General features: G+C 56.0%; 27 protein-coding genes and 3 tRNA genes. 13 read left to right on the top strand and 17 right to left on the bottom strand.

Annotated elements, in window-relative coordinates:
• Window positions 1-310: 310 nt before the first annotated feature.
• On the bottom strand, window positions 311-1,150 hold the full coding sequence (locus VVD49_RS13490) for a hypothetical protein (RefSeq protein ID WP_327599701.1): 840 nt from the start codon (window positions 1,148-1,150) through the stop codon (window positions 311-313).
• Window positions 1,147-2,181 carry a phage integrase gene (locus VVD49_RS13485; RefSeq protein ID WP_327599700.1) on the bottom strand — a complete coding sequence of 345 codons (1,035 nt, stop codon included), beginning with the start codon at window positions 2,179-2,181 and terminating at the stop codon, window positions 1,147-1,149. The genes VVD49_RS13490 and VVD49_RS13485 overlap by 4 nt, the downstream gene beginning before the upstream one ends.
• 171 nt (window positions 2,182-2,352) lie before the next feature.
• On the opposite strand from VVD49_RS13485, the gene VVD49_RS13480 reads away from it, so the two are divergent.
• The 10 genes from VVD49_RS13480 to VVD49_RS13435 all read left to right on the top strand — a co-directional run bounded on the left by VVD49_RS13480 (window position 2,353) and on the right by VVD49_RS13435 (window position 9,269).
• Window positions 2,353-2,565 (top strand): hypothetical protein, encoded by a 213-nt coding sequence (locus VVD49_RS13480; RefSeq protein ID WP_327599699.1) that lies wholly within the window; start codon window positions 2,353-2,355, stop codon window positions 2,563-2,565.
• The gene (locus VVD49_RS13475; RefSeq protein ID WP_327599698.1) at window positions 2,562-3,917 is read left to right on the top strand and encodes a replication initiation factor domain-containing protein; all 1,356 of its coding nucleotides are present in this window, start codon (window positions 2,562-2,564) and stop codon (window positions 3,915-3,917) included. Before VVD49_RS13480 ends, VVD49_RS13475 begins: the two co-directional genes overlap by 4 nt.
• Window positions 3,918-3,969: 52 nt before the next feature.
• Entirely contained in the window at window positions 3,970-4,266 is a 297-nt protein-coding gene (locus tag VVD49_RS13470) for a hypothetical protein (RefSeq protein ID WP_327599697.1), read from the top strand.
• Window positions 4,267-4,269: 3 nt separating this feature from the next.
• The gene (locus VVD49_RS13465; protein WP_327599696.1) at window positions 4,270-4,470 is read left to right on the top strand and encodes a hypothetical protein; all 201 of its coding nucleotides are present in this window, start codon (window positions 4,270-4,272) and stop codon (window positions 4,468-4,470) included.
• A gap of 465 nt (window positions 4,471-4,935) precedes the next feature.
• The gene (locus VVD49_RS13460) at window positions 4,936-5,067 is read left to right on the top strand and encodes a hypothetical protein (protein WP_327599695.1); all 132 of its coding nucleotides are present in this window, start codon (window positions 4,936-4,938) and stop codon (window positions 5,065-5,067) included.
• 2 nt (window positions 5,068-5,069) lie between these two features.
• The gene (locus tag VVD49_RS13455; RefSeq protein WP_327599694.1) at window positions 5,070-5,282 is read left to right on the top strand and encodes a hypothetical protein; all 213 of its coding nucleotides are present in this window, start codon (window positions 5,070-5,072) and stop codon (window positions 5,280-5,282) included.
• 38 nt (window positions 5,283-5,320) lie between these two features.
• Window positions 5,321-6,763 (top strand): hypothetical protein, encoded by a 1,443-nt coding sequence (locus VVD49_RS13450; RefSeq protein ID WP_327599693.1) that lies wholly within the window; start codon window positions 5,321-5,323, stop codon window positions 6,761-6,763.
• Window positions 6,753-7,082, top strand: a complete 330-nt coding sequence (locus tag VVD49_RS13445; protein WP_327599692.1) for a DUF5455 family protein — start codon at window positions 6,753-6,755, stop codon at window positions 7,080-7,082. The genes VVD49_RS13450 and VVD49_RS13445 overlap by 11 nt, the downstream gene beginning before the upstream one ends.
• A complete protein-coding gene (locus VVD49_RS13440) occupies window positions 7,082-8,116 on the top strand; it encodes a zonular occludens toxin domain-containing protein (protein ID WP_327599691.1) in 1,035 nt (344 codons plus the stop codon). The genes VVD49_RS13445 and VVD49_RS13440 overlap by 1 nt, the downstream gene beginning before the upstream one ends.
• Window positions 8,031-9,269 carry a type II secretion system protein GspD gene (locus VVD49_RS13435; protein ID WP_327599690.1) on the top strand — a complete coding sequence of 413 codons (1,239 nt, stop codon included), beginning with the start codon at window positions 8,031-8,033 and terminating at the stop codon, window positions 9,267-9,269. The genes VVD49_RS13440 and VVD49_RS13435 overlap by 86 nt, the downstream gene beginning before the upstream one ends.
• 48 nt (window positions 9,270-9,317) lie before the next feature.
• Here the strand turns inward: VVD49_RS13435 and VVD49_RS13430 are convergent, their stop codons facing one another.
• Both VVD49_RS13430 and VVD49_RS13425 read right to left on the bottom strand, forming a co-directional pair.
• On the bottom strand, window positions 9,318-9,761 hold the full coding sequence (locus VVD49_RS13430) for a hypothetical protein (protein WP_327599689.1): 444 nt from the start codon (window positions 9,759-9,761) through the stop codon (window positions 9,318-9,320).
• Window positions 9,762-9,839: 78 nt separating this feature from the next.
• Window positions 9,840-10,454: a hypothetical protein gene (locus tag VVD49_RS13425; RefSeq protein WP_327599688.1), complete on the bottom strand. Its 615-nt coding sequence runs from the start codon at window positions 10,452-10,454 to the stop codon at window positions 9,840-9,842.
• 180 nt (window positions 10,455-10,634) lie between these two features.
• Between VVD49_RS13425 and VVD49_RS13420 the strand changes: the two genes are divergently transcribed.
• Both VVD49_RS13420 and VVD49_RS13415 read left to right on the top strand, forming a co-directional pair.
• Window positions 10,635-11,423, top strand: a complete 789-nt coding sequence (locus VVD49_RS13420; protein ID WP_327599687.1) for a hypothetical protein — start codon at window positions 10,635-10,637, stop codon at window positions 11,421-11,423.
• A 156-nt stretch (window positions 11,424-11,579) separates the two neighbouring features.
• On the top strand, window positions 11,580-12,347 hold the full coding sequence (locus VVD49_RS13415; protein WP_327599686.1) for a hypothetical protein: 768 nt from the start codon (window positions 11,580-11,582) through the stop codon (window positions 12,345-12,347).
• A 40-nt stretch (window positions 12,348-12,387) separates the two neighbouring features.
• Here VVD49_RS13415 and VVD49_RS13410 read toward each other — a convergent pair whose 3' ends face one another.
• The 13 genes from VVD49_RS13410 to sucC all read right to left on the bottom strand — a co-directional run bounded on the left by VVD49_RS13410 (window position 12,388) and on the right by sucC (window position 23,008).
• Window positions 12,388-12,657: a hypothetical protein gene (locus VVD49_RS13410; RefSeq protein WP_327599685.1), complete on the bottom strand. Its 270-nt coding sequence runs from the start codon at window positions 12,655-12,657 to the stop codon at window positions 12,388-12,390.
• Window positions 12,658-13,233: 576 nt separating this feature from the next.
• Window positions 13,234-13,309 (bottom strand) — tRNA-His (locus VVD49_RS13405).
• 27 nt (window positions 13,310-13,336) lie between these two features.
• Window positions 13,337-13,413, bottom strand: a tRNA-Arg gene (locus VVD49_RS13400).
• Between the two features lie 61 nt (window positions 13,414-13,474).
• Window positions 13,475-13,551, bottom strand: a tRNA-Pro gene (locus VVD49_RS13395).
• A 234-nt stretch (window positions 13,552-13,785) separates the two neighbouring features.
• A complete protein-coding gene (locus VVD49_RS13390) occupies window positions 13,786-14,265 on the bottom strand; it encodes an FKBP-type peptidyl-prolyl cis-trans isomerase (RefSeq protein ID WP_327599684.1) in 480 nt (159 codons plus the stop codon).
• Window positions 14,231-14,821: a peroxiredoxin gene (locus VVD49_RS13385; protein ID WP_327599683.1), complete on the bottom strand. Its 591-nt coding sequence runs from the start codon at window positions 14,819-14,821 to the stop codon at window positions 14,231-14,233. The genes VVD49_RS13390 and VVD49_RS13385 overlap by 35 nt, the downstream gene beginning before the upstream one ends.
• A 210-nt stretch (window positions 14,822-15,031) precedes the next feature.
• Window positions 15,032-17,377, bottom strand: a complete 2,346-nt coding sequence (locus tag VVD49_RS13380; protein WP_327599682.1) for a GspE/PulE family protein — start codon at window positions 17,375-17,377, stop codon at window positions 15,032-15,034.
• Window positions 17,378-17,523: 146 nt separating this feature from the next.
• Window positions 17,524-18,291, bottom strand: coding sequence for a 3',5'-cyclic-nucleotide phosphodiesterase (locus tag VVD49_RS13375; protein WP_327599681.1), 768 nt, complete (start codon window positions 18,289-18,291; stop codon window positions 17,524-17,526).
• A 39-nt stretch (window positions 18,292-18,330) separates the two neighbouring features.
• Window positions 18,331-19,074 (bottom strand): FHA domain-containing protein, encoded by a 744-nt coding sequence (locus VVD49_RS13370; protein ID WP_327599680.1) that lies wholly within the window; start codon window positions 19,072-19,074, stop codon window positions 18,331-18,333.
• 112 nt (window positions 19,075-19,186) lie between these two features.
• A complete protein-coding gene (locus VVD49_RS13365; protein ID WP_327599679.1) occupies window positions 19,187-20,140 on the bottom strand; it encodes an ornithine cyclodeaminase family protein in 954 nt (317 codons plus the stop codon).
• A gap of 2 nt (window positions 20,141-20,142) precedes the next feature.
• Window positions 20,143-20,850 carry a TerC family protein gene (locus VVD49_RS13360; RefSeq protein ID WP_327599678.1) on the bottom strand — a complete coding sequence of 236 codons (708 nt, stop codon included), beginning with the start codon at window positions 20,848-20,850 and terminating at the stop codon, window positions 20,143-20,145.
• Window positions 20,851-20,928: 78 nt separating this feature from the next.
• Window positions 20,929-21,822, bottom strand: coding sequence for a succinate--CoA ligase subunit alpha (gene sucD / locus VVD49_RS13355; RefSeq protein WP_327599677.1), 894 nt, complete (start codon window positions 21,820-21,822; stop codon window positions 20,929-20,931).
• Between the two features lie 25 nt (window positions 21,823-21,847).
• Window positions 21,848-23,008, bottom strand: a complete 1,161-nt coding sequence (gene sucC / locus VVD49_RS13350; RefSeq protein WP_327599676.1) for an ADP-forming succinate--CoA ligase subunit beta — start codon at window positions 23,006-23,008, stop codon at window positions 21,848-21,850.
• 473 nt (window positions 23,009-23,481) lie between these two features.
• Between sucC and VVD49_RS13345 the strand changes: the two genes are divergently transcribed.
• Entirely contained in the window at window positions 23,482-25,617 is a 2,136-nt protein-coding gene (locus VVD49_RS13345) for a type IV pilus assembly protein FimV (RefSeq protein WP_327599675.1), read from the top strand.
• The last annotated feature ends 4 nt before the right edge of the window (window positions 25,618-25,621 follow it).

Here is a 25,621-nt window from a genome sequence, read left to right as displayed (position 1 = left end):
AGCAAAAGGGCAACACCCTTCTTTGGTCATCCCACCAGACCAGTAGAGCGCGCAAGATGCCGAGGGTGAGGGCAAACGGGGAGATGCTCCGCAAGGGACGCCCGCTTTTGACCCGTTGCCACAAAGAAAAAGGCCAGCTCACCGAGCTGGCCTATCTTCTTGATTCTAATTAAATTCTTGGGGCGACATACCGGGTTCGAACCGGTGACACCTGGAATCACAATCCGTTTTGCCCGGCCTCGTTGTTCGACATTGTTCGACTATACAAAGACTTACCGTCTCGCGTTCGACATTGATCGACTATGTTTGACTATGGCGTTGCCACTTTGTTGCCACTTGTGCCGGTGGCAGATTCGGTTTTAGGTGGCTTGATCACGACAGCGTTCGCTAGTTCGCTAACCATGGCTTTCACACCGTAGCTCATCAGTTTTCGCCCACTCGTCGAAGTGCTACTTGCCGACGAGACGGTAATCAAGATCTGATCGCTGCAGCGTTGAAATGGTTCGGTCATGATGCAACCGACAATTTCAAATTTTTCCGTGCATCCATCAAAGTTCTGGCATGGAACTGTCTCGATCATGTCGGCGTATGTTCGGGCTTGCGATCCGTCTGCCAGGCGAGGTGTGGCAGCGGATACGGTTGGGGCACCGGCTGCGGCATTCCCAGCTGCTGCGGTGGCAACTACGGTCAAAGCATTCAGGATGCCGAGGCCAACCCCCGTTCCTTTTTCATTCTTGTCGCCATACGAAAGACCTCCGGATGCTTGGTATGACTTCATATAGGGCGGCTTGGCTTTGTCTGGCGAACCGAACGTGAGTGCATAGCTGGACGTAACGAACAGGCCGGTTGCGTTTTTGTCCCATTGATCCGAGCTCTGAACTCTTTTGACGCGGGAGATACCTGCGTCCGACATGCTCGTTGTTATCAGATCAATGTACTCCTGCGATGACGCGTCGAAGGTCAGAACATTGAACTGATCACTTTTTCTCACGCCTTGAAGCGTCGTCTTGTCGATCACGACATGAAATCCGTCGGTATCGAATTCTTGTTTTTGAGTGTAGTTGCGATTCATCTCGACTTTCATGCCCAGCGTGCCGCAGCCCGATAAAAGTGCTCCAAACGTAAGAAGCGTCACAAATGTTGTTTTCACCTTTTTTCCTCTTTTTGTTTGGCTAGCTCTGCCGCAAGCAATGACATTGGATTGAGGGAAGTTGCTTGTTGTAGATGCCCTGGCGAGAGGTGAGCATATCTCATCGTCACGGTAAGTGAGCTGTGGCCCAGAAGGCGCTGCAACGTCAATATGTCGCCGCCCGCCTGTAAGAAATGACTAGCGAACGTATGTCTCAGTACGTGAAGTGCTTGTCCGTCAGGTAGCTCAATCCGAGCTCGTTCAATCGCCTTTCTTCCGGCCGCGCGGCAGTACCCGAAAACGTTGGTACCCTTGCCGTGGGATTTGTGATGTGCGCGCAATTCGTTTTCCAGTTCGCTTGAAATCGGAACGGGTCGCGTTTTCCCACTTTTAGTTCCGATTTGCACGCATCCGCTTGCGATCTGCGTAATCACAAGGCCTTCGACTTCGCCCCATCTGGCGCCTGTTGCCAGTGCAAAGCGCATCGCGAGATGCAAGTGTGTGTTCTCGCTTCTTTCTGCCGCCCTTAGCAAATCATCAATCTGATCGAGCGTCAGCCATGACAGCTCGGCTTGCTGCTCTTTTGCTTTTCGCAGCTCACCGAGTGGGTTTTTTTGCTTCCAGATTTTGAGTCGAATTAGCTCTTCGAACACTGCCTTCAGTAGGCTCAACTCGCGGTTCATCGTCCCTTGACTTGAGCCTGCTCGCATGCGGGCCTCACGGTATTCCGCAAACATGGTCGGCGTGAGTTGGCCAGCACGGGGATCGCCCAAAGCTTTGCACATTGCAATCAGTCGAACCTGTGTTCCTTTCCCGGATCGCAGCTGATGGCCGTGCGAGGAGAACCAGTGTTGAACAAGTTCGGATAGTGGTTTAGAGCTGTCCCGGAATGCTGGTCGCCACTCCTTATCTTGATCCAATTTGCCGAGTGCATGGCGCTCGAATGCCATTGCCTCGGATTTCGTCTTGAAGGTTTTTCGTATCCGCTGTCCTTTTCGTCCACCGGGCTTGATGTCGAGCGCCCAGCCGCTTTCAGTTTTGGTAATCGCCATTTCTGCTCTCCAATAGTCGGTTGATTGGCATTTCTCTATACCCTCATTCTCGAATGTCATGTTGCTCCAACCCTCGCACTTTTGAGGGGGGTTTGGCGCTTGTATCGCCTCCGCTCCTGACCCAGAATTCAACTCACCAGATGCACTCGTTTGTCATACTAGGTGAGCAAATTGAATCTATCTCTTTTTCCTGTTGGGCTGCTCGATCGCCATCGGTTTGCTGAACTTGTAGGTGTCGACGTCGGTGTGGTCGATGGCTGGATCGCGAAGAAATATGTTCCCGTTCTGCATTTGGGAAAAAGGAGTCTGATTAATGTGGCCGCGCTCCATCAGCGTGCGCTCGAACAAGGCAAAGACTTCATTGCTTCGGGGGTTGCGAAGTGATTGGCAAGGGCTTTCCTGAGGCTGGGTCAGCCGGCGTGGCCAGTGAAGACACGCCGGCGGATTCGGTTCGGCTCGTTGACGGATTGTTCGGCTGGTATTTGATCAGGCCAGGTCGCGGGCGGCTTCAGTATCGGCGCACGCCCAATTCCAAATTTCACTCAACTTTCGGTCAGATGCTGGCCGAAGGCCTTTTTGCGCGTGAGACTGGCCGCCTGCCGGATGCGGGCTTGCCCGCGCCGGCGGCGGCGTCTCCCCGTCTAGTAATACGGGGAGAAACCTCCCGAAACGATACCGATGACGAGAAACATACGATCGATGGGATTGTTCTTTCTTCTTCCGGCAAGCCTGTTTTTGTCCCTCGACGTGTTCCTGCCGGCGGAGAGGTGTGCATCGTTGATTGGTGTTCAGTGACGTTTCCGAACCAATTCGATTTGGACGAATTGCAATTCGAGGAAAACGCTCGGCTGTGGTTTCCGAAAATCACTGGCTTCGAGATCGAGGCCAAGTCGAAAAACGGAATGAACGGATATCGTCACAGCTGGCGTGGAGCAGAAGGCTGCGGTCGAGTGATGTCCGGCGGAAACAACTCCACTGCGATGCTGATGCTGGATGGGCACGCTTGCGGCGTGGCTAGGCGAGGGTGGGAATCTCGCCTGGTTGAGTTTGGAAAGCGATCACAGCTCGTGGATTGCGGTGCGCTTGGGATTCAAAAAAATGAATCGCAGCTGCTTCGGATAACGCGTATCGATGTCGCTTTCGACGACTTTAACGGCGAGCTAGGCGGAGTGGAGCGTTTCGTTACGGATTTCGATAACGGCCTGTTCAAGTTCTCCGCAGGCGGACGTCCATCGAAGTTGGAGCAACGCGGCGACTGGAAAAACTACCCCGAGTCTGGTCGCTCAATCTACATCGGTTCCCGCGCTGGGGGGAAACTGCTTCGCATATATGAAAAGGGTCGCCAGCTCGGTGATCCAGATAGCAAGTGGCTGCGAGTGGAGTTGGAAATCCACGGCAGCAATTATCAAATTTCGGCTGACGACCTGCTCCGTCCATCACGGCTGCTGGCGGGTTCCTACCCTGCCCTCCATTTCATTAGCGAGCTGATCACCGATGAGCTTAGGCGACTCACCGCCGTCGAAAAATCGGCCGAGCTTCAGCTCAAGGATTCGTTCAACTATCTCCGACTTCAGTACGGCCGCCACCTAACTGCGTTCCGCGAGATTTTCGGCGATGACAAAGTTCTGCTGGATTCGCTGTGTCGCGAGGGCTGGCCTGATCGGCTAGAAAAAGTCGGCCAGCTATCTGAGTCAGCTCGTCGTCTTCGATCCACGTTTGGCTTGCCCGACTTCTGATGCCAGTCGGAACACATCAGGCCCCATTTTGGCATTACGGAAAGGATACGCAATGAAATTTCAAAGTCAGGTCAAAGTTCTCGGCATGAAGTCTTCGTCGGGGGAATTCGAGGGCGTCAAGTACGACGCCACGAAGGTCTACGTGGAGACCGCCTTGGACTCCTCCAAGGGCATGGCTTCCGGATTCGGATGCCTTGAATACTCGATGGGAAATTCCACAGAGTATGCCAAATACAAGCATCTTGAATTCCCTTTCATGGGAATGGCCGAAATGGAAATCATCACGTCTGGCAAGCAGCAGAAGACAGTGATGCATTCAGTGAAGCCGACCGATCGTGTGAAGGCATAAGAAATGGAGCTCTCTCGTCGGTGGGTTGTGCAAGACAGGGAATCTCAGCGCTTCTTGGCCATCGATGGGGGTGCTGTCGCTTTCACACCTTGGATCAAAGAGGCCGGTCATTTTCTTGAAGAAGATGCTGCGTTGGAAACGGCTCTTCTTGAATGTACTGAGGGCTTCACTATTTTTCAATTTTGGATTTTGGAAAGGAATTAACCTATGGACCGCAATGCCCCCCCTCTTAGTTCTCTGGACATTTTCCGCTGCGCTCAGGAGAGAGCAAAACTGTCTTGCCCGCCAGAAGAATACTCACATCGCATAGAAGGCTACAAGTCAATTGTTGTCTTGGTAGCTGTCGGGATGCAGTCTGGAGTTCTGGAAGCAGCGTCATTTATTTCTCACAATCTCGATGACGGACTCACAACAGTCTTCGTTCAAGCTGCTGCGCTTGAGATTTATGAGCTCTTGCAGTCTTCGAGTTGTGGATGCCAGACAACAGAGCCTTGTCACTGATAGACGGCGGACATCACGATGATGCAGCTAGAGATGTGAGCCAGTGATGGACGCTGAAAGCGTGGCCCGCTTGATCACAGCGATCGTGCAGGTGCGAGATTTTTTGATCTTTGGTGTGATCGTTTTGATCTTTTTAACCGGGTTCAAGATCGGTCAAGGTGTGGGTCGATGATTGATTTTTCTCTTGATGTTGCTGAGCTGGCCATGGTTTTTGGCGTCGCCTTGGTCAGCGGAGCATGTTCTGGTTTCTTGTTTGAATGGACATGCTCAATTTTCCGTGACGCCGTTGGAAAGGAGTAGTTATGAAGAAGCAATATCTCGTGTTGGTGATTGCTGCGCTGGCGTCCGGCGTTGCAAGTGCTGATACAACCGTCACTGTCGCTAGCTTGACCGGAACGTTGGTCAGCAGCCTGACGACGGCGCTGGGCGACATTGTTACGGGCGTCGCGCCACTCATCGCGCTTTCGTTTGGGATCGCTGCCAGCGTCAAGTGGGCACGTCGTTCGATGAAGTAGTCCCATTGGGCCTCAGGAAAGGTTTCGCGGGGTTTGCCGTGAGAAGAAAAATCGTTACCGCCTTAGTCGCTTTCTTTTTCGTGTGTGGCATTGCTCAGGCTTTCATACCTGTCGTCGCCGTTGCGACTTGGATGCTGAATGTTTCAGGCGGCTCGATTCTGGTATGGGATGCATTGTTTGCCACCACTGGAGTGGTAACCGGACTGCTGTGGGCAGATTGCACCTACCAGGTCACCAGTTGCAAAGATGCCTCCGTTATGAAGACCTCTGCTCAGACTGTTCAGTCTCCGAATTTGCGGGCAAAGATCAATCTGACGCCTTCAGCTGCGCGAGGAAATCCAAATCCAAAACGCTGGGACACGTCCGGAAAGGATGTGTCACCCAAGTCATCGTTTCCTGTGTCGGACAGATATCCAACGATGGCGTCATCCTGGCCGGCGGTTGTGCAGGACATCGGCGGATCTGGCGTAAAGAAGTATGCCAACGGCACTGCAGGCTATCGGCAGGTCACGGTATCCACAGTCAAAGAGACTTCAATGGGGACTGTGGCCTTCCAAGGCACTGTTGTAGTGGGCTCACAGCCCGCAGCCTTGTACTACGTGTGGGACAAGCCGGTGTCCGAGCCCGCCGATTGTTCAAGTTCGCCAGGCTATTCCTTGGTTGGCGTGAATTGCGTTCTGACAACGCCAGCTGACGTTAAGAAGCCGGCCGATGTTCCATGCGAAGTGCTGCTGGGTTCGAGCGGTTTTGAGACCGATCCTGTCAATCCAAACTGCGACAACAGCCAGGTCAAGACGACTGGCGATCTAAAAACAGTCACTCTGGAATCTGTCGATGGCAGCAAGACTGAAGTTCGCAAATCCACCGGCGGTGGATTGCAGATATTGACGACCTCACCTGACAACAGCTGGAACACGGTTGAAACGGCACCTTACGACGCAGGACAAGGCGGTTTTCCTATTGTCTCTAGCAGCAAGGGCACAGGCACTCCGCCGGTGTCCGCTGGTACCACGCCGAGTCCAGGCACCGGGTCGAGCGGCGGTTCAAGCTCTGCGGGTTCTTCACCCGGGTCGGGGTCGGGAGGCGGAACAAATGGTTTGGGAGATTGTGGTTCATCGTCCACGCCATGCGCTGTTCGGGTAGTGAATGAAGATGGGGTTTCTTCGCCATCGTGGGATGGGGTTCAAAGCGCATCGTTGGCGGATCAATATCAATCACGCGTTGATGCGCAACGCAGTGATGACCACGGCATTTCTTGGAGCGGTTTCTTTCCGGATCTGTGGTTCGGTGCTGATCCTGTTCCATGTGTGCCGATGAACCTCAACATGGGGGCTTTCGCCTTCAATTTTGATTTCTGCAATAACCAGTTCCTCATCATGATGAAGAAGATTGCCGAATGGCTGATGTACGTGGGCACGGTCTTCTACATTTGGCGTCGATTCCTGTCAGCTGAAGTCGAAGGGGTTGCAAATGTTCGGTAGTTGGCTCGCGCAGTTTTTTACAGCAGCGCTCGCGTGGCTAGCTGGATATTTCGGCAAGCGCGCTGCCTTGGCGATAGCAGTTGTCGCCGTTTTCGTCTCGATGCTGGTTGCGTTGTGGGCTCTGATCCATGGTCTAGTCACCGGCTTGGTTTATGTCACGCCAAAGGGCGGCGTGTTTGACGGATTCTGGATGGGCTTTTTCTTGGTGATGCCGTCAAATTGGCAGGTCTGTGCATCTGCCTGTCTATCGGCCGATGTTGCTGTGTTCTTGTATCGGTTCAATGTGACGCGAATCGCCACACCTACGGTAGGTGTGTGATGGCGACGTTTGCGGTCGAAGGCAAAATGGGGAGTGGCAAGACAACTTTTGCCGTCACCGTCGCGCTCGATGACTACCTGGGCAAAGGGCGGCGAGTCGCTTCAAACATTGACCTCTTGCCCGAGAACTACTTTTCGCCCTTTACCGATGAGAGTCGCTGTCGCTTAACAAGACTTCCAGACGTTCTAACTGTCTCCTCGCTGGATGGTTTGGGATTTGGAAACGAGACCATTGACGAGTCAAGAAATGGGCTGATCCTTCTGGATGAGTCCATCACGATCCTCAATTCACGAACTTACCAGGACAAGAATCGCAACGATCTCATCGCGTGGTTTGTGCATGCTCGCAAGCTCGGTTGGGACCTGATGTTTGTTATTCAGGCTGTAGGTGCGCTTGATAAACAGGTTCGAGACATGGTGGTTGAATATCGTGTTGCCTGCCGGCGAATGGATCGTTTGAAGATGCCGCTCGTGGGGTGGCTCGGTCTCCGGCTTCCGCTTCCTCGCGTCCACTACGCGACGACTCACTACGGCCTACACAACGGCGCACCAGTCGCAGATTTCAGGATGTACAGGGGCAACGATGTTTTCACCGCGTTCAATACTAGGCAGTTGTTGCGCAGCTCATCCGTCGATGGCCACTTGGACGTGGATTGGAAAATGGTGGATCGGTCGCCGGGCTTGCATTCGGTTCTGCCGCCTTTTCACGTTAAGGGGAGACACATGAATAAGAAGGCGATGTGGATTGCTGCGGGCAAGCGCTCTGCTGTGGCGGGCTTTCTTGTCGGCGCCTTGTTATCCGTCGGGGGCTGGAAGACGTGGGAGAAGCTCTCTCATCCAAAGACAGCAGAGATTCAGGTCGCTGCGGCGGACATCGAATGGTCAAACGGAAGTTTTGTCAGCATGGATGGCGGAGCTGTCGTGCTGATTGATGACAAAGGAATACGTCATGTATCACAAGTTGCGCGGTCTGATTCAAGGGGTGTTGCTGTGCTGGTGGATGGCAAGTGGTTCGGTGTCCGCCGCAACCATTGACCTAGACAACGTAAAACTGTCTCAGCTTGCGCGGGTCGTGTATGGGGACATACTGAAGCTCCCCTTCATGCTCGACGACAAGATCGCCAATCGACAGGTGACATTTTTCTTTCCAAATGCACAGCCACTGCAGATCAAGAAAAGCGTTGAGGCCTATTTGACGGGGGCTGGTGTTCAGGTTCTAGAGCGGGAGGGCGTCGTATTTCTTACAGCGTCCGAGGCAAAGCCAGAACAGCAAAGGGAAGCTTTGGTTTCATCACCGCTTCCACTCCAGTCATCTCCGGCCTCCACGCTCTTGGCCACTTCCGAACCGGCACCGAGATCTGTCGTTGTCGTGGACTTGCCACCGCTCGACGGCCTACAGCGAGCCTTCTCTCCGCTTGGTGTCGCTTTGGAAGAACTGGGTGGGGGTCGCTGGCTTCTCTCGGGAACGCAGGAAAACGTCGCCCAAGCGAAGTCAGTGATTGATCAGCTCCGAGAGGGTTCTCGCGTGCTGAATGTGCGTGTAGTAGTGTCCGAATTTTCGGGCTCGGATGATTCGGGCTGGGGGTTCTCTGCGGCCATTAAGGCACTCGGAGGCGAATTGTCTATCGGGCTGGGGAGTCCCCCTCCTTCGATGGCTGCAGTACGCATCAAAACGTCCGCCGTTGATATCGCGCTTGGGGCGATGCGGTCGGTGGGATCTTTCCGTCTTCTACAGGATGCGTCTTTGCGTGTCAGGACCGGCCGTAAAGGTCGTCTGCAGGTTGGGGATAAGGTTCCTACTCTTTCGCAGTCGACATTGGATTCGACTGGGCGTCCGTATCAGTCCGTTAGCTATCAAGACGCTGGGTTGATTGTTGAGGTTCTGCCAAAGCTCGAGGGCGAGCTTGTCACCGCAGATGTGTCCGTGTCCCTGTCGCAGTTCACGAAGAACATTGTTTCTGGAATTGATTCGCCGACACGTTCGGAGCGCTCCGTTCAGACTCAAATTGAGTCTGGGCTGGGGCAGCTTGTAGCGGTTGGCGGTTTGCAGAGCGAGAAGCAGACAGGCTCTTCGTCCAAAGTGTTTGGCATTCCGTTGTCTGGGGATGAAGGGAAAGCAAATTCGACCGTCTTGGTGCTGCTTTCCTTTTCGTTGGATTCGTCGGATGGCCCGACCTCAAGGTTTTGAAACCTTGGCAATTACAGAGCGAGCTTATGGTTACGTAACCTTACCCATCTACTTGAATGCCTGGTGCGCCAGAGCCGCCCAAGGAACCATCTCTGCGCCTCTAGACAGCGCGAGCTTAACGCCATCCTTTACCGCATCGAGGGCCCCACTTTTCAACCCGGCTACGATCTGATCACCGACGGTTTGACCATTCGAGAGGCTGCTCGGGACGGCCTTCAGCACCTCTAGCCCTTTTGCCGTTAGCACAACGTCACTGAAACCTACGGGACGAATTCTGTCACCGGCATACATGTATCCCGCAGCTATTAGCCAATCCCAACACGCAACCCAAAAGTCCGCTTCTTTCACGCTGTCTCCAAGGGGATAAGCTTCCACGTCAATCATGACGCCAAATCTCTCGACAAGCAGAAATGCAGGAACAGGAAAGCTCTCATAGAGATAAGCAAAGGTCTTGGCTGTAACGTCATCGAACTGATCGATGTTGCTCTGCATTGATGTCTCCAATAAAGAAATGGCCACGCTGTCTTGGTTACGTAACCTTAGTGTCGTTCTTCGAAGCCCAGCCCCCATCTAGACAGAGGTCATCATCTCTTTTAGCAGCCTGTTCGCTCTCACTTTCTTCCGCCAACTCCACCTGTTCTGGATCTGCTGGCGACGATAGTCTTGCTGCGTCGTAACTAGCCCGCGTTCCAAGCCTTCACTGTGAAGGTCTCGTTCTAACCCGAGTTCATCACGTAAACGATTGGCAAGGCGGATTGCCTCGAGGGCAATCTCGTTGGTGTTTCGAAACACGACTACAGCCAGGTCGTCTTCGTGAGCAGCTGAAAGCTCCCACTCCATTCGCGCATCATCTTGGCGAATTCTTGCCTCGTGCCGAAGAGCTAAGAATGCGTCGTAGTGTTTGGGAGCAAGGTATTGGCAGTCCTGTTCGTTGAGGTCGTCCAACGTAGGAACGTGAGTGCACCGGCCTCCACAAGATCCGGTACTGTCATAGAACAGGCTGTTGGCCACCAGCTCATCGGCGCAGCGCTTTGCGTAGGCACGCAAGCGATCAATCAGCTTGACGGCCGCAAGGCGTTCCTGACGCTGCGTTGTGCGCGAGTCCCGACGACTTATGAGATATTGAGTCAGGAACGTGCCTGCAATACCTGTTATCACTGCAACCACGATCGGCGTCCATTCCATAGCAGCCCCCTTATGACGTAACCATCATAACGGGATTCGAAGCCACATCACTCACTGAAGCCATTGCTCAGTTCGGTTTATGGTATTGAAACCCGGGCCAAAACTTTCTTGATCATTCGCGACTCCCCTGGCTGCTGATGAATGTATCTTTGCGGGATACTTGGCCACGTGAGGTGCAGCATGATTGAAGAAGAATTCAACCCGGCAGACTACCCTTGGGTGGTGGAGCACACCGTCAAATTTTCCGTGCAGATGACATCTGCACGCATCAATAATTTTTCGGATATTTATTTTGGGATCGCTCAAGATGCCTTTGCTCAATATCTGCTATATGAGACGACCCCAGAATGTTGTGAAGAAGAGACGGAGGAGGGGTTCGAAAAACATGCCACTGCCGTCACGCATCGCGATCAAGCTGCTGTGAAGACAATTGTCTTTGCGGCCATGGCCTGCGAAGCAGCTATTTATGACATCGCAGCCATCCATCTCGGCGACGAAAGCGCACTAGTCTTGGACAAGCTTGACCCCATCGGAAAGTGGCTCGTTGCTCCGCAGCTTATCTGTGGGAAACCCCTCCGTTCAGATGGTCCAGCCATCAACTCACTCCGAACTTTGTTTCCGGCAAGGAATGAGCTTGTTCATGCAAAATCACTGTCAGGTTCAAGCCTTGGGGACCCTCAGCGATTCGAGAAAATCATTCAAGCTGCCCGCAAGCAAGAACAGAAGATTTTGTCTGCAGTAAAGCCGGCATATCAAGCAATCGTTCTTCTGTCATTAGAGCTGGAGCGTTTATTCGGAACTGCATCTGCGAGCATTCCGGGGTTTGCTGATTTGAGTACTTCTCGCTCGTATGAAGAGGCATCGGTAGAAGTGAAGGAGGTGATTCGCCGTTGCAAAGAGATTGACTCCAATTTCGCAAAGAGCTTAACCACCACCTCCTGCTTGGCGTCAACAACAGATCAAAGCTGAGATCTCGGGATGGGAGCGTATGGTTACGTAACCCTAACCAATGCCATGCTCTTTGAGACGTCTACCGCGGATAGTCATCGAGAGCCGGGCATGCGATGCTGTGCAGTCAGGCAAAGCTAGCCGATGCAGCGGTGAAGATTGATAACCGGGGGAAGCATGAGCTTTACATGTGATTTTGATTGGAAGTTGGCGCTGGAGTACGTGAAGGTCTTCCTCAATTGGCCCGCGATTTTTCTCTACATCGTACTGCTCGCGGTATGGCCTAAGCGAGAACAAGTGCTCAGCTGGATATCCGACATCCGTGGGAGCTTCACAAAACTTTCGGTGCAAGCATTGGGAGCTGAAGTGTCGATTGAGCGGCAAGCGACTGATGTAGCTCGCCTACCCGAAACGTCTGTCTTGGCACCAAATATCGTCGGCGAGAGTCTCGACACGGCAAGTGGATCTCAGGGCTCTGACAAGTCAGCGATTGATCCACCGTCGGATGCCAGAAAGAAGAAAGCGCAAGAGCTTGTCGAGAAGACGCCAAATGGACAGGCAGTTGTTGAGTACATCAAACAATTCCCTGAAGTTGTTCTCATGGAGTTCGAAGACGCGTTTGCATCATGGCAATTTGAACGCATTTACGGACAGATATTTGGCACTCAATTGCGGCTTCTTGATGCATTGATGCTGACTGACTTTGCGACAGCAGTCGGCTTGCAGGTTTTTTTTGAAGAGCACAAGAGGCTCCTCGCTGTAGGAATTACCAATCCTGCGCCGGCAGATTTCAATCGTTACATGTCATATCTGCTCATCAACAATCTTGTCGTAGAAAAGATCGTGAGTAGCGAGATCGGCTATCACGTGACGGACACTGGGCGCAGGTTCATCGATTATGTCAAGAGAGTGTATGCGATGAACTGGGCACAGAAGCCTCTCTGACTGATCGGCGCTTCATGGTTTTGAAACCTTGGACTTATGGTTACAAAACCATGAGTTGAACGTCGGAGGCCCAGTGCCTTAGCCACTTCATAATCTTGATGAAGGTGGCTCTGAGCAGGCATTGTTTTTTTGGCTCGCCTGCTTCTTCTTCGTTTTTCTTCTTCTGAGCCTCTGCCCACTTCGCTAGGGCTAACGCTTGTGCCTGAAGCTTCGTGGGCATCTGAGCCAGGAGTTCAAAGACCTGATAGAAATCGAAGCAGAGTTGCATCGCCATCGCTTCGTGGTCGCGTTGAAAATGTTTTGCCATCATTGCCGCCGCCTGCCTTTCCATTCACCGGGGCCCGGAGCTGAGCCCATCGTGGTTTGCACTTCTCTGATCGGGTCGGACCTTCGTTTTCAGATCCCCGTACGCCCGTCGCTTCGCCCTGCAGCGAAACGGGCCGAAAAGTGGAAAGGAGGTTGATCGATCTGTCGGGCTTGCCCGTCAGGCGGTCTGCCGTATTGCAACGTTCGGCTAGAGTGCAGCGAAAGGCGAAGCGATGGGCGTACTGGTGATCGAGGGCCCGAGCCGATCAGAGTGTGTGAATGCCGGCAGGCATTCACCTGATTGACGTAGCCCCTAAGGCTACGTCGGCGCCTTCAATCAGCTTTGATGTGCTGCCTCAATGCCTGCTTATGGTTACGTAACCAAAAAGGCAACGCCCTTCTTTGGGTTTTAAAACCCGCAGCGCCAAAGTCACTTGGCATGCCATCTGAGCAGTAGAGGAGAGAAATCGGGGGCGCAATGTGGGGGGCTCTGCAAACGGATGCCCGGTTTTGACCCGTTGCCACTGCGTTGCCAAAATGACAAAGGCCAGCTCGAAAGCTGGCCTAAGTCATTGATATTTGGGGCGACATACCGGGTTCGAACCGGTGACACCTGGAATCACAATCCAGTGCTCTACCGACTGAGCTAATGCCGCCACTGGTACTACACAACTACTTTCTTCTGGCCTGCCCGAAGGGAATCGAACCCCTAACCTACGGCTTAGAAGGCCGTTGCTCTATCCAGTTGAGCTACGGGCAGATCTTTAAAAACCGCAAGCCGGGAAATGATCCTTGGGATCCCGGTTGGCCTCGGGTAAAACTGGTCGGGGTGGAGGGATTCGAACTCTCGACATCTTGCTCCCAAAGCAAGCGCGCTACCGGGCTGCGCTACACCCCGACGAAGAGGCCGAATTCTATGTGAATCGATGCAATGCGTCAAACACTAAAGTGCATCTTTTACGAATGCGTCAAAGCAACTGCCGCCCTCCGCCGTTCCCCAGCAATTTCAGAGAAATGTGCGACGAAAGCGTAGCAAGCGGTCCGAAGTCGAAGTGAGGCGCGCAAACGTCCTTGAGTACGTTGAACACCACAGCTTCGAGATCGGGCTGCGCAGTAGCTTTACTCGCGCATTTTAGTGGTGGTGGCCGTGAGGGCCGTGCACGTGACCGTGGGTGATTTCTTCGAGCGTCGCCTGGCGTACCTCCGCCACCGTCACGTCGAACAGCAAAGCCATGCCAGCGAGGGGATGGTTACCATCGACGACGACCTTGCCATCGGCGATATCGGTAATACGGAAGATCATGTCGTCTTCACCATCTTCACCCACGCGTTCGAACGCCATGCCGACTTCGACGTTATCGGGAAAGAGTTTGGCGTCTTCGATCATGATGAGCTCTTCGTCGAGGTCGCCGAAAGCGTCATCGGGTTGAAGCTTGATCTGCAGTTTGTCGCCGAGTTTCTTGCCATGCAGCTGCTCTTCCAGCAGCGGGAAAATGCCGTCGTAACCACCGTGCAGGTAGACCAGCGGCTGAGCGCCGTCATCTACCAATTTTCCATCCGGATCATGGACGGTGTAGTTAAGCGTGACGACGGTATTTTTGACGATCTCCATGATTACTCCTGGTCAGTTCTTTCAATAATTGCAGCACCTCTGCCAGGTGTTCTCGCGTGCCTGCATCGTGGAGAACGTGATGGATCACGCCATCCCGTCCGATAATGAAGGTCGTCCGTTGCACCGAAGCCTTTGGCACCCCACCGATCTCCTGTTGCTGCCAGACGCCGTACAAACGGCAAGCCTCGGCATCCTCATCGGAGAGCAGTCGCATGGACAGTCCGTGTTCGTCGCGGAAGTGGGCGTGCCGTAAACAATCGTCGAGACTTACTCCGATCACTTCGGCATCACAGTCGAGGAATTCCGATTCGTGATCGGAAAACGCGATGGCCTGACGCAAGCTCGATGGCATGCCATCGCGCGGATAGAAGTAGAGCACCACATTGTGACGGTTCAACGCATCGGCCAGATCGAACATTTCCATGTCCGCATCCGGCAGTGAAAACATCGGTGCGCGCGCTCCAACGGCGAGTTGGCTGTCCGTGCCATGCGGTACGGATTGTACGCCTACAGAGCGAACGGGAGCATCACTGAAGCGTTCCATCAACCGGGCCATATTTCTCTCCTTGAGTGCAGCTTCATCGATGCTTCGACAAGGCCATACTGTCTGGATAGTCAACGGCGGCGTGCTTCTCAAGTTCATCCGCTTCTGAATACACAATCCTTCACGGTTTCTGTTGCAGTCATGCAAATACCGTGCAGTTTGTCACCCCCCGCTTGCTGCTTGCCCTCCCGCCCCGTTGTCAGCCAGATTGAGACATTGGCGTTAGCGTAAACATACTTTGCGCACCTGAACCATGTCGGTATCACCCGTCAGCACTTTCTCAATGCCGTCCTGACGCAATGTGCGCATGCCATCGTCCATGGCCGACAGCATCAATTCAGATACGAGCGCACGCGTCTGGATCAGACGCTTGGCGGCATCGGTACCCAGCATGAGCTCATGCAGACCAATGCGGCCACGATAGCCTGTGTTATTGCACTCGGCGCAGCCCACTGCGCGCTTGAGTGTGAAACGCCCCTGCTCGTCCGCAAAGCGCTCGAGCCAGTCGTCCATGATCAGCTTGCGTGCGGCCGCTGGGTCGGCGGCAAAACTCTTCGAGTGACGCAGGTCTTCACAATACTCATCGAGCAATACCGCGACCTCCTGCTCGCTGGCCTGATGCACTTCACCACAGCTCTTGCAGACGCGGCGCGCCAGGCGCTGCGCGAGCACGCCAAGCAAGGCATCGGCAAAGTTGAAGGGATCCATGCCCATGTCGAGCAAGCGTACGATGGACTCCGGTGCGCTGTTGGTGTGTAGCGTAGAGAACACAAGGTGGCCGGTCAGCGAGGCTTCGAGACCGATGGTGACCGTCTCGATGTCGCGCATTTCGCCAACCATTATGACGTCAGGGTCAGCACGCAAGAACGCACGCATCACGGTCGGAAAATCCAAACCAGCCTTGCGATTGACCTGCACCTGACGCAAGCCTTTCTGCGTGATTTCCACCGGATCTTCGGCAGTCCAGATTTTCGTATCCGGCGTGTTGATGTACTTGAGGATCGAGTGCAGCGTCGTTGTCTTGCCTGAGCCCGTCGGGCCGCAAACAAAGAAGATGCCGTAAGGCTTGCCAACGGTATCCCGCAGGCGAGTCAGGTTGTGTTCGGACAGCGCCAGTGCATCCAGTGGCAAAGGCTCACCCTGGGCCAGCAGACGCATGACGACGTCTTCCATGCCTCCGGCAGTCGGCACGGTGGCAACACGCAACTCGATGTCGAGTGGGCCATATTTGCGGAACTTGATCTTGCCGTCCTGCGGCTTGCGCTTTTCCGAGCTATCGAGGTCGCACATGATCTTGATGCGCGCAACCATCGCATTGCGGTAGCTGGCGGGCACTTCGATGTACGGGCTCAACGCGCCGTCCTTGCGAAAGCGGACCAGCGTTTTTTCCTTGCCGGGTCGCGGCTCGATATGGATATCGGATGCGCCCTGGCGGTGCGCATCAACGATGATGCGATTCACCAGTTTGACGAGCTCGTTGTCGGCAGCGGCATTCAGATCTTCGCTGCTGGACGACTCTCCATCCTCGCCAAGATCGGAGAGCAGATCGCCCACCGAGAACTCGTCGGCCAGTTGATCGAAGAACTGCGTGACAGTCTGATCGAACTCGATCTGGGTACATACACGGTAAGCCAGTTTTGCTTGCTGGAAGACGTTGTGCACGACGCGGGAGCCCATCACATGCTCCGGGTCGACGGCGAGGATCAACACGCCTTCCGTGTTCTCTTCGAGCGGCAGCCAGCCACTCTTCACCGCGTATTCGCGTTTGATATTGCGAAGCAGATCCATTGGCCGGATGCGATTCGGCTTGAACGCCTCATAGGGCACCCCGTAGAAGCGCGCCATGGAATCGCCCAGCTCGGCCACCGAGCATTTGAACTCATCGATAAGGTAGCGCTCCAGCGACACGCCACGCTGGCGCGCTTTTTCACCGAGATCTTCGAGGTTTTGTCCAGCCAGCTTGCCTTCGCGTACCAGGTAATCGTACTTCGAGCGCAACGGCACTTCGGCATGCAGGCGCTGTGCAAAGGCGATGGAAAACGTCTGCGCCAGCGCCAGTACGCCCTCCTCCTCGATTGCCGAGAAAGGCTGTCCGTCGGTCGTGTTGATGAGCTGGATCACACCGATCAGCTCATCGAGCTCGGTGTCGATGAGTGGCGCAACCAGCATCTGCTTGCTGCGATAACCGCTTCGTTCATCGACCTCGTGGCGGAACTGCAATTCAGGCGAGATGCCGGCCAACTCGGCATCGTCGTACACATTGCGGATGTTCAGCAACTGGCGACGGTTTGCGGCGTAGCCGGCAACACTTTTGTCGGAGATCGGCAGGCGGATCGAGCGCGTGACATGCAGCCCCGTCTTCACGCGTGAGCTGATGCTGGTCTTGGACTCGTCGACCACATAGATTGTCAGGCGCTCGGCACCGAACAGCGAACAGACTTCGCTGGACACCTCGAAGATGATCTCGTCGATATTGCCCGTCTCGTGCACACGCGCAGTCAGTGCCTGCAGGCCCTTGAAAAAGGCCAGCCGCCGCGCCATCGCATTACCCTTGGGAATTGCGCTCATTACTTCTCCAGACTCACATTCGATCGCCTTGCCAGCCATACCGCGACAAAGGCGAGGATACGGCCACTACGCCCTTACAGGCGTGCAATAAGTTGTATCGGCAGACACGCACATATCTTCAGGGCACGACAGCGCCCGAAGCGGCGTCAGAGCGAGAAGACCTGGTCGTTGTGAAGCAAGCCGGGCTGCAGGCGGCCGAAGCCGGTCTTCAGTTCGGCACTGATCTGCTCAACCAACCCCGGCTTGAGATGGGTAACGAACACTTCGGGATCGACGGTGAGGCGATTGAGCAGCACGCGCAACATGCTCGGACACAGGTGCCTCGCCGCCAGCGCAAGATCGTGCTGTGCATCAGGAAACGCCGTTTCCACGATGAAATAACGCAGATCGGCCATGGCGTTGAGGGCCTCGATCTGCGCATCGCACAGGGTGGTATCCCCGGAAAACACGAGGCTACCCCGTGCGCCCGTGACCCGATATCCGACGGCGGGTACGGCATGCAGTGCAGGCACTGCCGAAATGCGACGCTTGCCCAGCTCTATCGTCTCACCGACGGCCAGCGACTGCAGGCGCAGAAAGGGATGGTCGCGATCGGGAATGGCCGTGAAGTCTGGCCACACCAGCCAGTTGAAGATGTGTGAGCGCAGGATGCGTATCGTCTCTTCGGTCGCATGCACGGTAATCGGTCGCGTGCGGAAATCCCCTACCGTGTCGACCAGTAGTGGCAGCAAAGCGATGTGATCGAGGTGGGAATGCGTGATGAAGACATGATCGATCGCCAGCAGCTGCTCGAACGACAGCGTTGCCGCACCGGTGCCGCAATCGATCAGGATGTCTTCGTCGATCAGCAGCGAAGTGGTCCGGTTGGCCGAACCACCGATACCACCGCTACAGCCGAGAACACGGATATCCATGCGGGCAGATGCCGGGTCAGAACGTGAGCTGGCTCGCGCTCAACTCAGCGGCCGCAGATAGAAACCCATCTTGACGCCTGCAATCTCGATCACGTCCTGATCGCTCAGCAGATGCGCCTGGGCATCCAGCTGGCGGCCATTGAGGATCGGGAAGCTGTCGCCCTCCACATGCGTAAGGAAGTAGCCATGCGGCCGGCGTGTGATAACGGCCACTTGCGAGCCTGGCTTGCCCAGCGTCGTCAGGGATTTGGATAGTTCCAGCTCACGCCCGGCATTGCGCCCCGAGAGGATCTGCACCATGCCCATCGGCTCATTCCTGCCTTGAGCACCATCCGGCGGCGCCCAACCTGTCGTCGAAGCAGCGTCCGTCACCGACGTTTCGACGCCGAAACCTACCATCGTGTCCGTGTGGCCGCGCGGTGCGCTGGTCAGCTTGGCTGCATCGGGGGATGCCACGAAAGCTTTTTCGAAGGTACTCCCCGCAGCGAACTCCGGAGTGTCTTTGATGAACTTGAGACGGTACTTGCCGAGTTCAATGACGTCGCCGTCTTTCAAGACATGCTTCTTGACTGGCTGGCTATTGCAATAGGTACCGTTGGTGCTGTTCAGGTCTTCGAGGAAAGCATCATTGAGGATGCACACGATAAGCGCGTGCTCGCCACTGATCGCCAGATTGTCGATCTGGATGTCATTGTGCGGCTTGCGCCCGATCGTGGTGCGCTCCTTGGTCAACATGATTTCCTTGAGCACCAGACCATCCATGCTAAGAACCAGCTTCGCCATTATTTCCCCAAGCTTAAAAGCCAATGTTCGAGTGCTTCAACGCTGATAAACAGACATCAGCCCTGTCGTGACCTACCGGTCGCCCTGCTGAATCTTGCCCAAACCGTTCCGTCTAGTATGGCAAAGTCTGACCCAGACCGGACAGTTTCGCTTGGCGCAGCACCTCAAGCCCCAAAGCCACATCCTGAATCGCGAGCCCTTGGGACTCGAACACACTCACATCCTTGTCCGATTGCCGCCCCGGCCGCGAACCTGTGAGCAGCTCGCCCAGCTCGACCAACTGGCGCTGCGTAAATCGCCCCTTCTCCAGCCCCGGCACCAGATCTCCCGCCTCCAGCAAAGCAGTCTCCCGTGCGTCGACGCAGAGCAGGTCTGCGCGACTCACCGCGGCTTCGTCCAGCTCTCGTCGCGCCAATGAATTCGAGCCCATGGCGTTGACATGCATTCCGTCAGCCAACCAGGCGCCTTGAAGCACTGGCTGCGCGGCGGTGGTAGCCGTGACGATGATGTCACTACCCCTCACTGCCGCCTCGGCGGAGTTGACGGGCTCAACCCGAATACCCAACTCCGCCTCCATCTCCGCACAGAACTTATTCAACTTGTCGGCACGACGCGCAAAAACCTTGAAATGCGCCAGAGGCCGCACTGCGGCCAACGCAGCCATCTGGCCACGCGCCTGCCAGCCTGCACCAATGATACCCGCCACCTGAGCGTCGGGCCGCGCCAGACAACGCGCCGCCAGTCCGCCCGCAGCACCCGTTCGCATCATTCCCAATCGATCGGCTTCAATGACAGCCAGGGGCTCGCCCGTATCACCATTGAAGAGATGCAACCAGAAGCGAGCCCCCGCTGCCGAGGTCGTGTACGCCTTGTAGCCCATGACGCCACGTGCAGGCCAGGCAGCCTGTAGCAAGTGCTGCATGGCACGGCTGGCGCGCACACGACGGCGTGGCATATCGGTCGCCTCGCCGCGCGCGAGCGCCTGATGCGCAGCATCCACGGCATCCAGCGCCATGCGCATGTTCAGAACTTGCGCAACATCCGCTTCGCTGAGGTAGCAGGCCAAGGCTATTCCTTCGCGCCTTTCGCACGTCGTTTCACGAAATAACCAAGGACCACTACCAATAGCGCCCCACTGACGGCCAAGCCATATTTGAGTGCGTCGCTCGCTTCGGTGATGCCAAGCAACTTGAGCACAGCCGGATCGGTAATCGCCATGCTGCCCGCGATCCAGCCCAGCAACATTGCTCCGAGCGTAATGACGACGGGAAAGCGCTCCATCAGCTTGAGCACAAGCTGACTACCGCCAACGATGATGGGGATACTGACCAGCAAGCCGAAAATCACCAATGGCATCTGATGTTCGCCGCCAGCAGCCTCTGCAGCACCGGCAATTGCAATGACGTTATCGATGCTCATCACCAGATCGGCAATGATGACCGTCTTGATTGCCGCGAACAGACGATCGCTGCCCTCAATGCCGTCGTGACCTTCTTCCTCCTGGGTAAGCAGCTTGACGCCGATCCAGATCAGCAACAGCGCACCGACAAGCTTGAGATACGGGATCTGCAAGAGCGTGAGGGCAAAGAAAATAAGAATTACGCGCAGCAATACAGCGCCGGCGGTGCCCCAGATGATGCCCTGCAGGCGCAGCTTGTCTGGCAGCTGTCGACAGGCCAGCGCTATCACGACGGCATTGTCGCCACCCAGCAAGATATCGATCATGATGATCTGGCCGACCGCCAGCAGGAATTCGGGCGTCAGGAACTGCTCCATCAAGCTCTCCAATAACTTTTCTGAAAAACACAGAAGGCCGCAAATGCGGCCTTCTGTTACTACCGATCACCTATCGGATCAGAGCAGACCCTTGAGCAGCTTGGCCATTTCCGACGGGTTGCGCGTCACGGTGAAACCACAGGCTTCCATGATTTCCAGCTTCGCATCGGCCGTGTCGGCGCCACCGGAGATCAGTGCGCCAGCGTGGCCCATGCGCTTGCCTGCAGGCGCCGTGACACCAGCGATGAAGCCGACGATAGGCTTCTGCATGTTGTCCTTGCACCATTGCGCAGCTTCAGCTTCGTCCGGACCACCGATTTCGCCAATCATGATGACGGCATCGGTTTCAGGATCGTCATTGAACGCCTTCATCACGTCGATGTGCTTCAGACCGTTGATGGGGTCGCCACCGATACCGACGGCGGAAGACTGGCCCAGACCGATTTCGGTCAGCTGAGCAACAGCTTCATACGTCAGCGTGCCGGAACGCGACACGACGCCGATGCGGCCCTTGCGGTGGATGTGACCAGGCATGATGCCGATCTTGATTTCGTCCGGCGTGATCAGGCCCGGGCAGTTCGGGCCGAGCAGCAGGGTCTTCTTGCCGCCAGCGGCTTCCTTGGCCTTCATCTTGTTGCGGACCAGCAGCATGTCACGCACAGGGATGCCTTCGGTGATGCAGATGGCCATGTCCAGGTCGGCTTCAACGGCTTCCCAGATCGCGGCAGCAGCGCCTGCGGGCGGCACGTAGATCACGGAAACGGTCGCGCCGGTTTCGGCAGCAGCTTCCTTGACCGAACCGTAGATCGGAATACTGAAGATGGATTCGCCAGCCTTCTTCGGATTCACACCGGCGACGAAACAGTTCTTGCCATTCGCATACTCCTGGCACTTCTCGGTATGGAACTGGCCGGTCTTGCCCGTGATGCCCTGGGTGATGACCTTGGTATCTTTGTTGATGAAAATCGACATTTATCTGAACTCCTGGTGGCCCGGCTTACGCCACGGCGGCAACAATCTTCTGGGCGGCTTCTGCCATGGTGTCGGCAGCGATGATGGGGAGACCGGACTCGGCAAGGATCTTCTTGCCCAGATCTTCGTTCGTACCCTTCATGCGCACCACCAGCGGCACAGCCAGCTTGACTTCACGTGCTGCGGTCACCACGCCATTGGCGATGGTGTCGCACTTCATGATGCCGCCGAAGATGTTGACCAGAATGCCCTTCACTTCAGGGTTCTTGAGCATGATCTTGAAGGCTTCGGTCACCTTCTCGGTCGTGGCGCCACCGCCAACGTCGAGGAAGTTGGCCGGCTCGCCGCCGAACAACTTGATGGTGTCCATGGTCGCCATGGCCAGACCAGCACCATTCACCAGACAGCCAATATTGCCGTCGAGCGAGATGTAAGCCAGGTCGAACTTGGAGGCTTCGATTTCAGCCGGATCTTCTTCTTCCAGATCGCGCAGTTCGACGATCTCTGGATGACGGAACAGCGAGTTGCTGTCGAAATCGAATTTGGCGTCGAGTGCCTTGATGTTGCCGTTGCCTTCGAGAATCAGCGGGTTGATTTCCGCCAGCGAAGCATCGGTTTCCATGTAGCAGGTGTAGAGCTTCTTGAAGGTGTCGACAGCCTTGTCGATCGAACCTTCCGGCACGCCGATACCCTTGGCCAGTTCGATGCCTTGCGCATCGGTCAGGCCGGTTGCCGGATCAACGAAGACCTTGATGATCTTCTCGGGCGTGTTGTGGGCGACTTCTTCGATGTCCATACCGCCTTCGGAGGACGCCATGATGGCAACCTTCTGCGAAGCGCGGTCGGTCAGCGCAGCAACGTAGTATTCCTTCTTGATGTCGGCGCCTTCTTCGATCATCAGGCGACGGACCTTCTGGCCTTCCGGGCCAGTCTGGTGAGTGATCAGCTGCATGCCGAGAATCTCGCCAGCGATTTTCTTCACGTCATCCTTGGAGCGGGCCAGCTTCACGCCGCCACCCTTGCCACGACCGCCCGCGTGAATCTGGGCCTTGACCACCCAGATCGAACCACCGAGCGAGTCCGCAGCCGCAACCGCCTCATCAACGCTGAAACAGGCGATGCCCCGCGGGGTCACGACGCCGAACTTACGCAAAATCTCTTTTGCCTGGTACTCATGAATTTTCATGTTTGCCCTTAATTTGCGCTTGGCACGAACCGCCTACCCACGTGGCGGTCAACACGCACGGATTAATCACTTTGATTTTTTGTCGATCACCCGGACCGTTCCGACCCAGAAAACAGCGCAGGGCCTGAACACGACACGCAGCTTCTTAGGGGGAAGACTGAATTGGCGCAGCGGCAGGATGAGCCGCATATTGTACCTAAAGGCATGTTGTTGCGCACAAAGAACACCACTTCTGACGCAGATCAAGGCCTCATCCGGCGGGACGAAAAACAAAGAATGTGGCACTAGCACTGGCTATTCGCCGCTTGCAGGCCGTGCGCGTCGTTTAGAATCGCGCTTACATGACGAAATTCGCCCGAGCTCGCAAGTCCGCCATGGTCTGGCCCCGGCAGGTCAGACCCCTTGAGCGCAAGCCCTTTGGCCTTGCGCAGGGGGCCTTAGGGCGCGCGCTGCTGAGCGCGGCGCTCTTGCATGTGGCGGTTCCTGCAACTGCGATCAGCCTCGGCGAAGTCCAGACCAGCAGCCGGATCGGCGACATCCTGCAGGTACGCATCCCTCTGTCGGCCAGCGCGGATGACAATGTCACCGCAGACTGCATCCGCCTGGAAGGCCCACGCGGAGATAGCGACGACGATCTGCCCTGGCTGCGTGCCGGCAGATTGCGCTTGAGCACCCTGGCGAACGGCCAACAGGCCATCCTCGTCAGCTCGCTGCAATCCATCCATTCGCCTATTCTCATGCTGGCCGTGCGCATTGACTGCAATGCCACGCTGCGCCGCGAATACACACTGCTGCTGAACCCGCCGGGAACGACCGAGGCTACCCCGGCAATCCCGGCCCCATCCGCCTCTCCCGAGAACAGCAATGTATGGCGCACGGCCCGCGGAGAGAGCCTGCAGAGCATCGCGCAGGGCCTGTTTCCAAGCGACAAAAGCCTGCAATCTCGCTATGTTTCATTGCTGCGCCAGCGCAACAACGACAAGCTGCAGGGCCTGAGTGATACGACGCCGCTGCCCGTCGGCACCGAGCTTGGCGTGCCGGACACCAGCGAACTGAACAATTCTCCTGCGATCGCCAAGCCTGCTCGCCCACGGCCAGCCCCCAAGCCACCGGCGGCCATCGAAGCAACGGCGAGCGAAACCGGCGCACCACCCGTCACGCCACGCAAATCACGCACGGAACCCACTCGCCAGCGCCTGATCGTCGGGGGTGAGGAACGCGCGGGTCTACAGATGGCCACGGACCTGCCAGGGCGCAAGGAGCTGTCGGAGAAAGAGCGCGAGAAGCTGCGTACCGAAATGCAGCTGATTGCATCGCTGGATGACAAGATCGCTACTCAGCTGGAGTTGAGCGACAAGCTGCGTCAGCTCGAGGCGCTGCAGGTGCAGCTGCAGTCCGATGTACAGACACTGGAAGCACGTATCCGGACGCAACAGGCCGCTCTGCAAGGCGCTTCGGCGCCTGCGACAGCGCCGCCAATAGATGTCGGTGCAGCGCCTGCCGCAAGCAAGGCAAGTCCGGCAGCCACTGCCGGCCTCATGATCCAGAACTGGCAAGACTGGTTGCTGCCTGCAGGCGGCATCACCGCTGTGCTTGCACTGCTGTTCGTCTGGTATCGCCGCAGGCGTTACAACACTGATACCGCTTTTGAAGAAGTCGCTGACGCAGCGCCTGAAACGGAGCCCGCACCGGCGGACCAGCCCGCCGATGACCTGTTCGAGCCACTCTCGGAAGAAGACATCTGGCCGGACGCAAGCACGCTCAAGCGGCCAGCCATTGGCGCTAGCGCCGGTGCCGATCTACCCGGCTCATCCGAGCTCGGCCCGACATCTGTTCTGCATATCGAGGAAGATGTCGAGGAGCATAATTCAGCAGTCGAACTAGCCGAGATCATGATGTCTTTCGGCCGTGTGCAAGGCGCCGCACAAACCTTGTCCGACTTCATTCGCGCCAATCCCAAACAGGCAGTCAAGCCCTGGGTGAAACTGCTGGAGGTCTATAAGGCCGCCAATATGCGGCCGGAATTTGACGCGCTGACCTCGCAACTCAACAAGACCTTCAACGTCAAACCCGTCACCTGGGATGATTTCGATGTCGCACTGCGTGCGCCCGAGTCACTGGAAAACATCAGCCACCTGTCACAGAAGGTGTGCGAGCTATGGGGCAAACGCGAGTGCCAGACTTTCCTGCATGGCTTGCTGCGTGACAACCGCCAGGGCACACGCCAGGGCTTCCCGCTGGCCATCGTCGACGAAATCCTGCTGCTGCTGGCGATCCTCGAAGCGCAACTAGGCCCATACAAGCACGACGTAGAGCCCGAGCCCCACGCTGTACCTGAGTTGCCTTCACCAACAGTCACGACGCCCGGCATACCGCGCACAGCACCGCTACCCTTCCCTGCGACCCTGAGCGCCCCGGCCCCAGCTCCTGCACCAAGCCCATCGCGCCCGCCCGAGCGCTCAGCGCTCGACTTCGATATCGGCCACAGCGATTTCGATCTGGGCCTCGACACGGAAGATCTGACGCGCACGCTACACATCAATCTCGATGATCTGCCGGATGAGCCTGCACGCACCGACAGCACTCCGCGCAAGCCAGAAGAAAGCTGAGCCT

It is taken from the genome of Uliginosibacterium silvisoli (assembly GCF_036017035.1).
GTDB lineage: Bacteria > Pseudomonadota > Gammaproteobacteria > Burkholderiales > Rhodocyclaceae > Viridibacterium > Viridibacterium silvisoli.
This window is presented reverse-complemented; position numbering and strand designations above follow the sequence as displayed.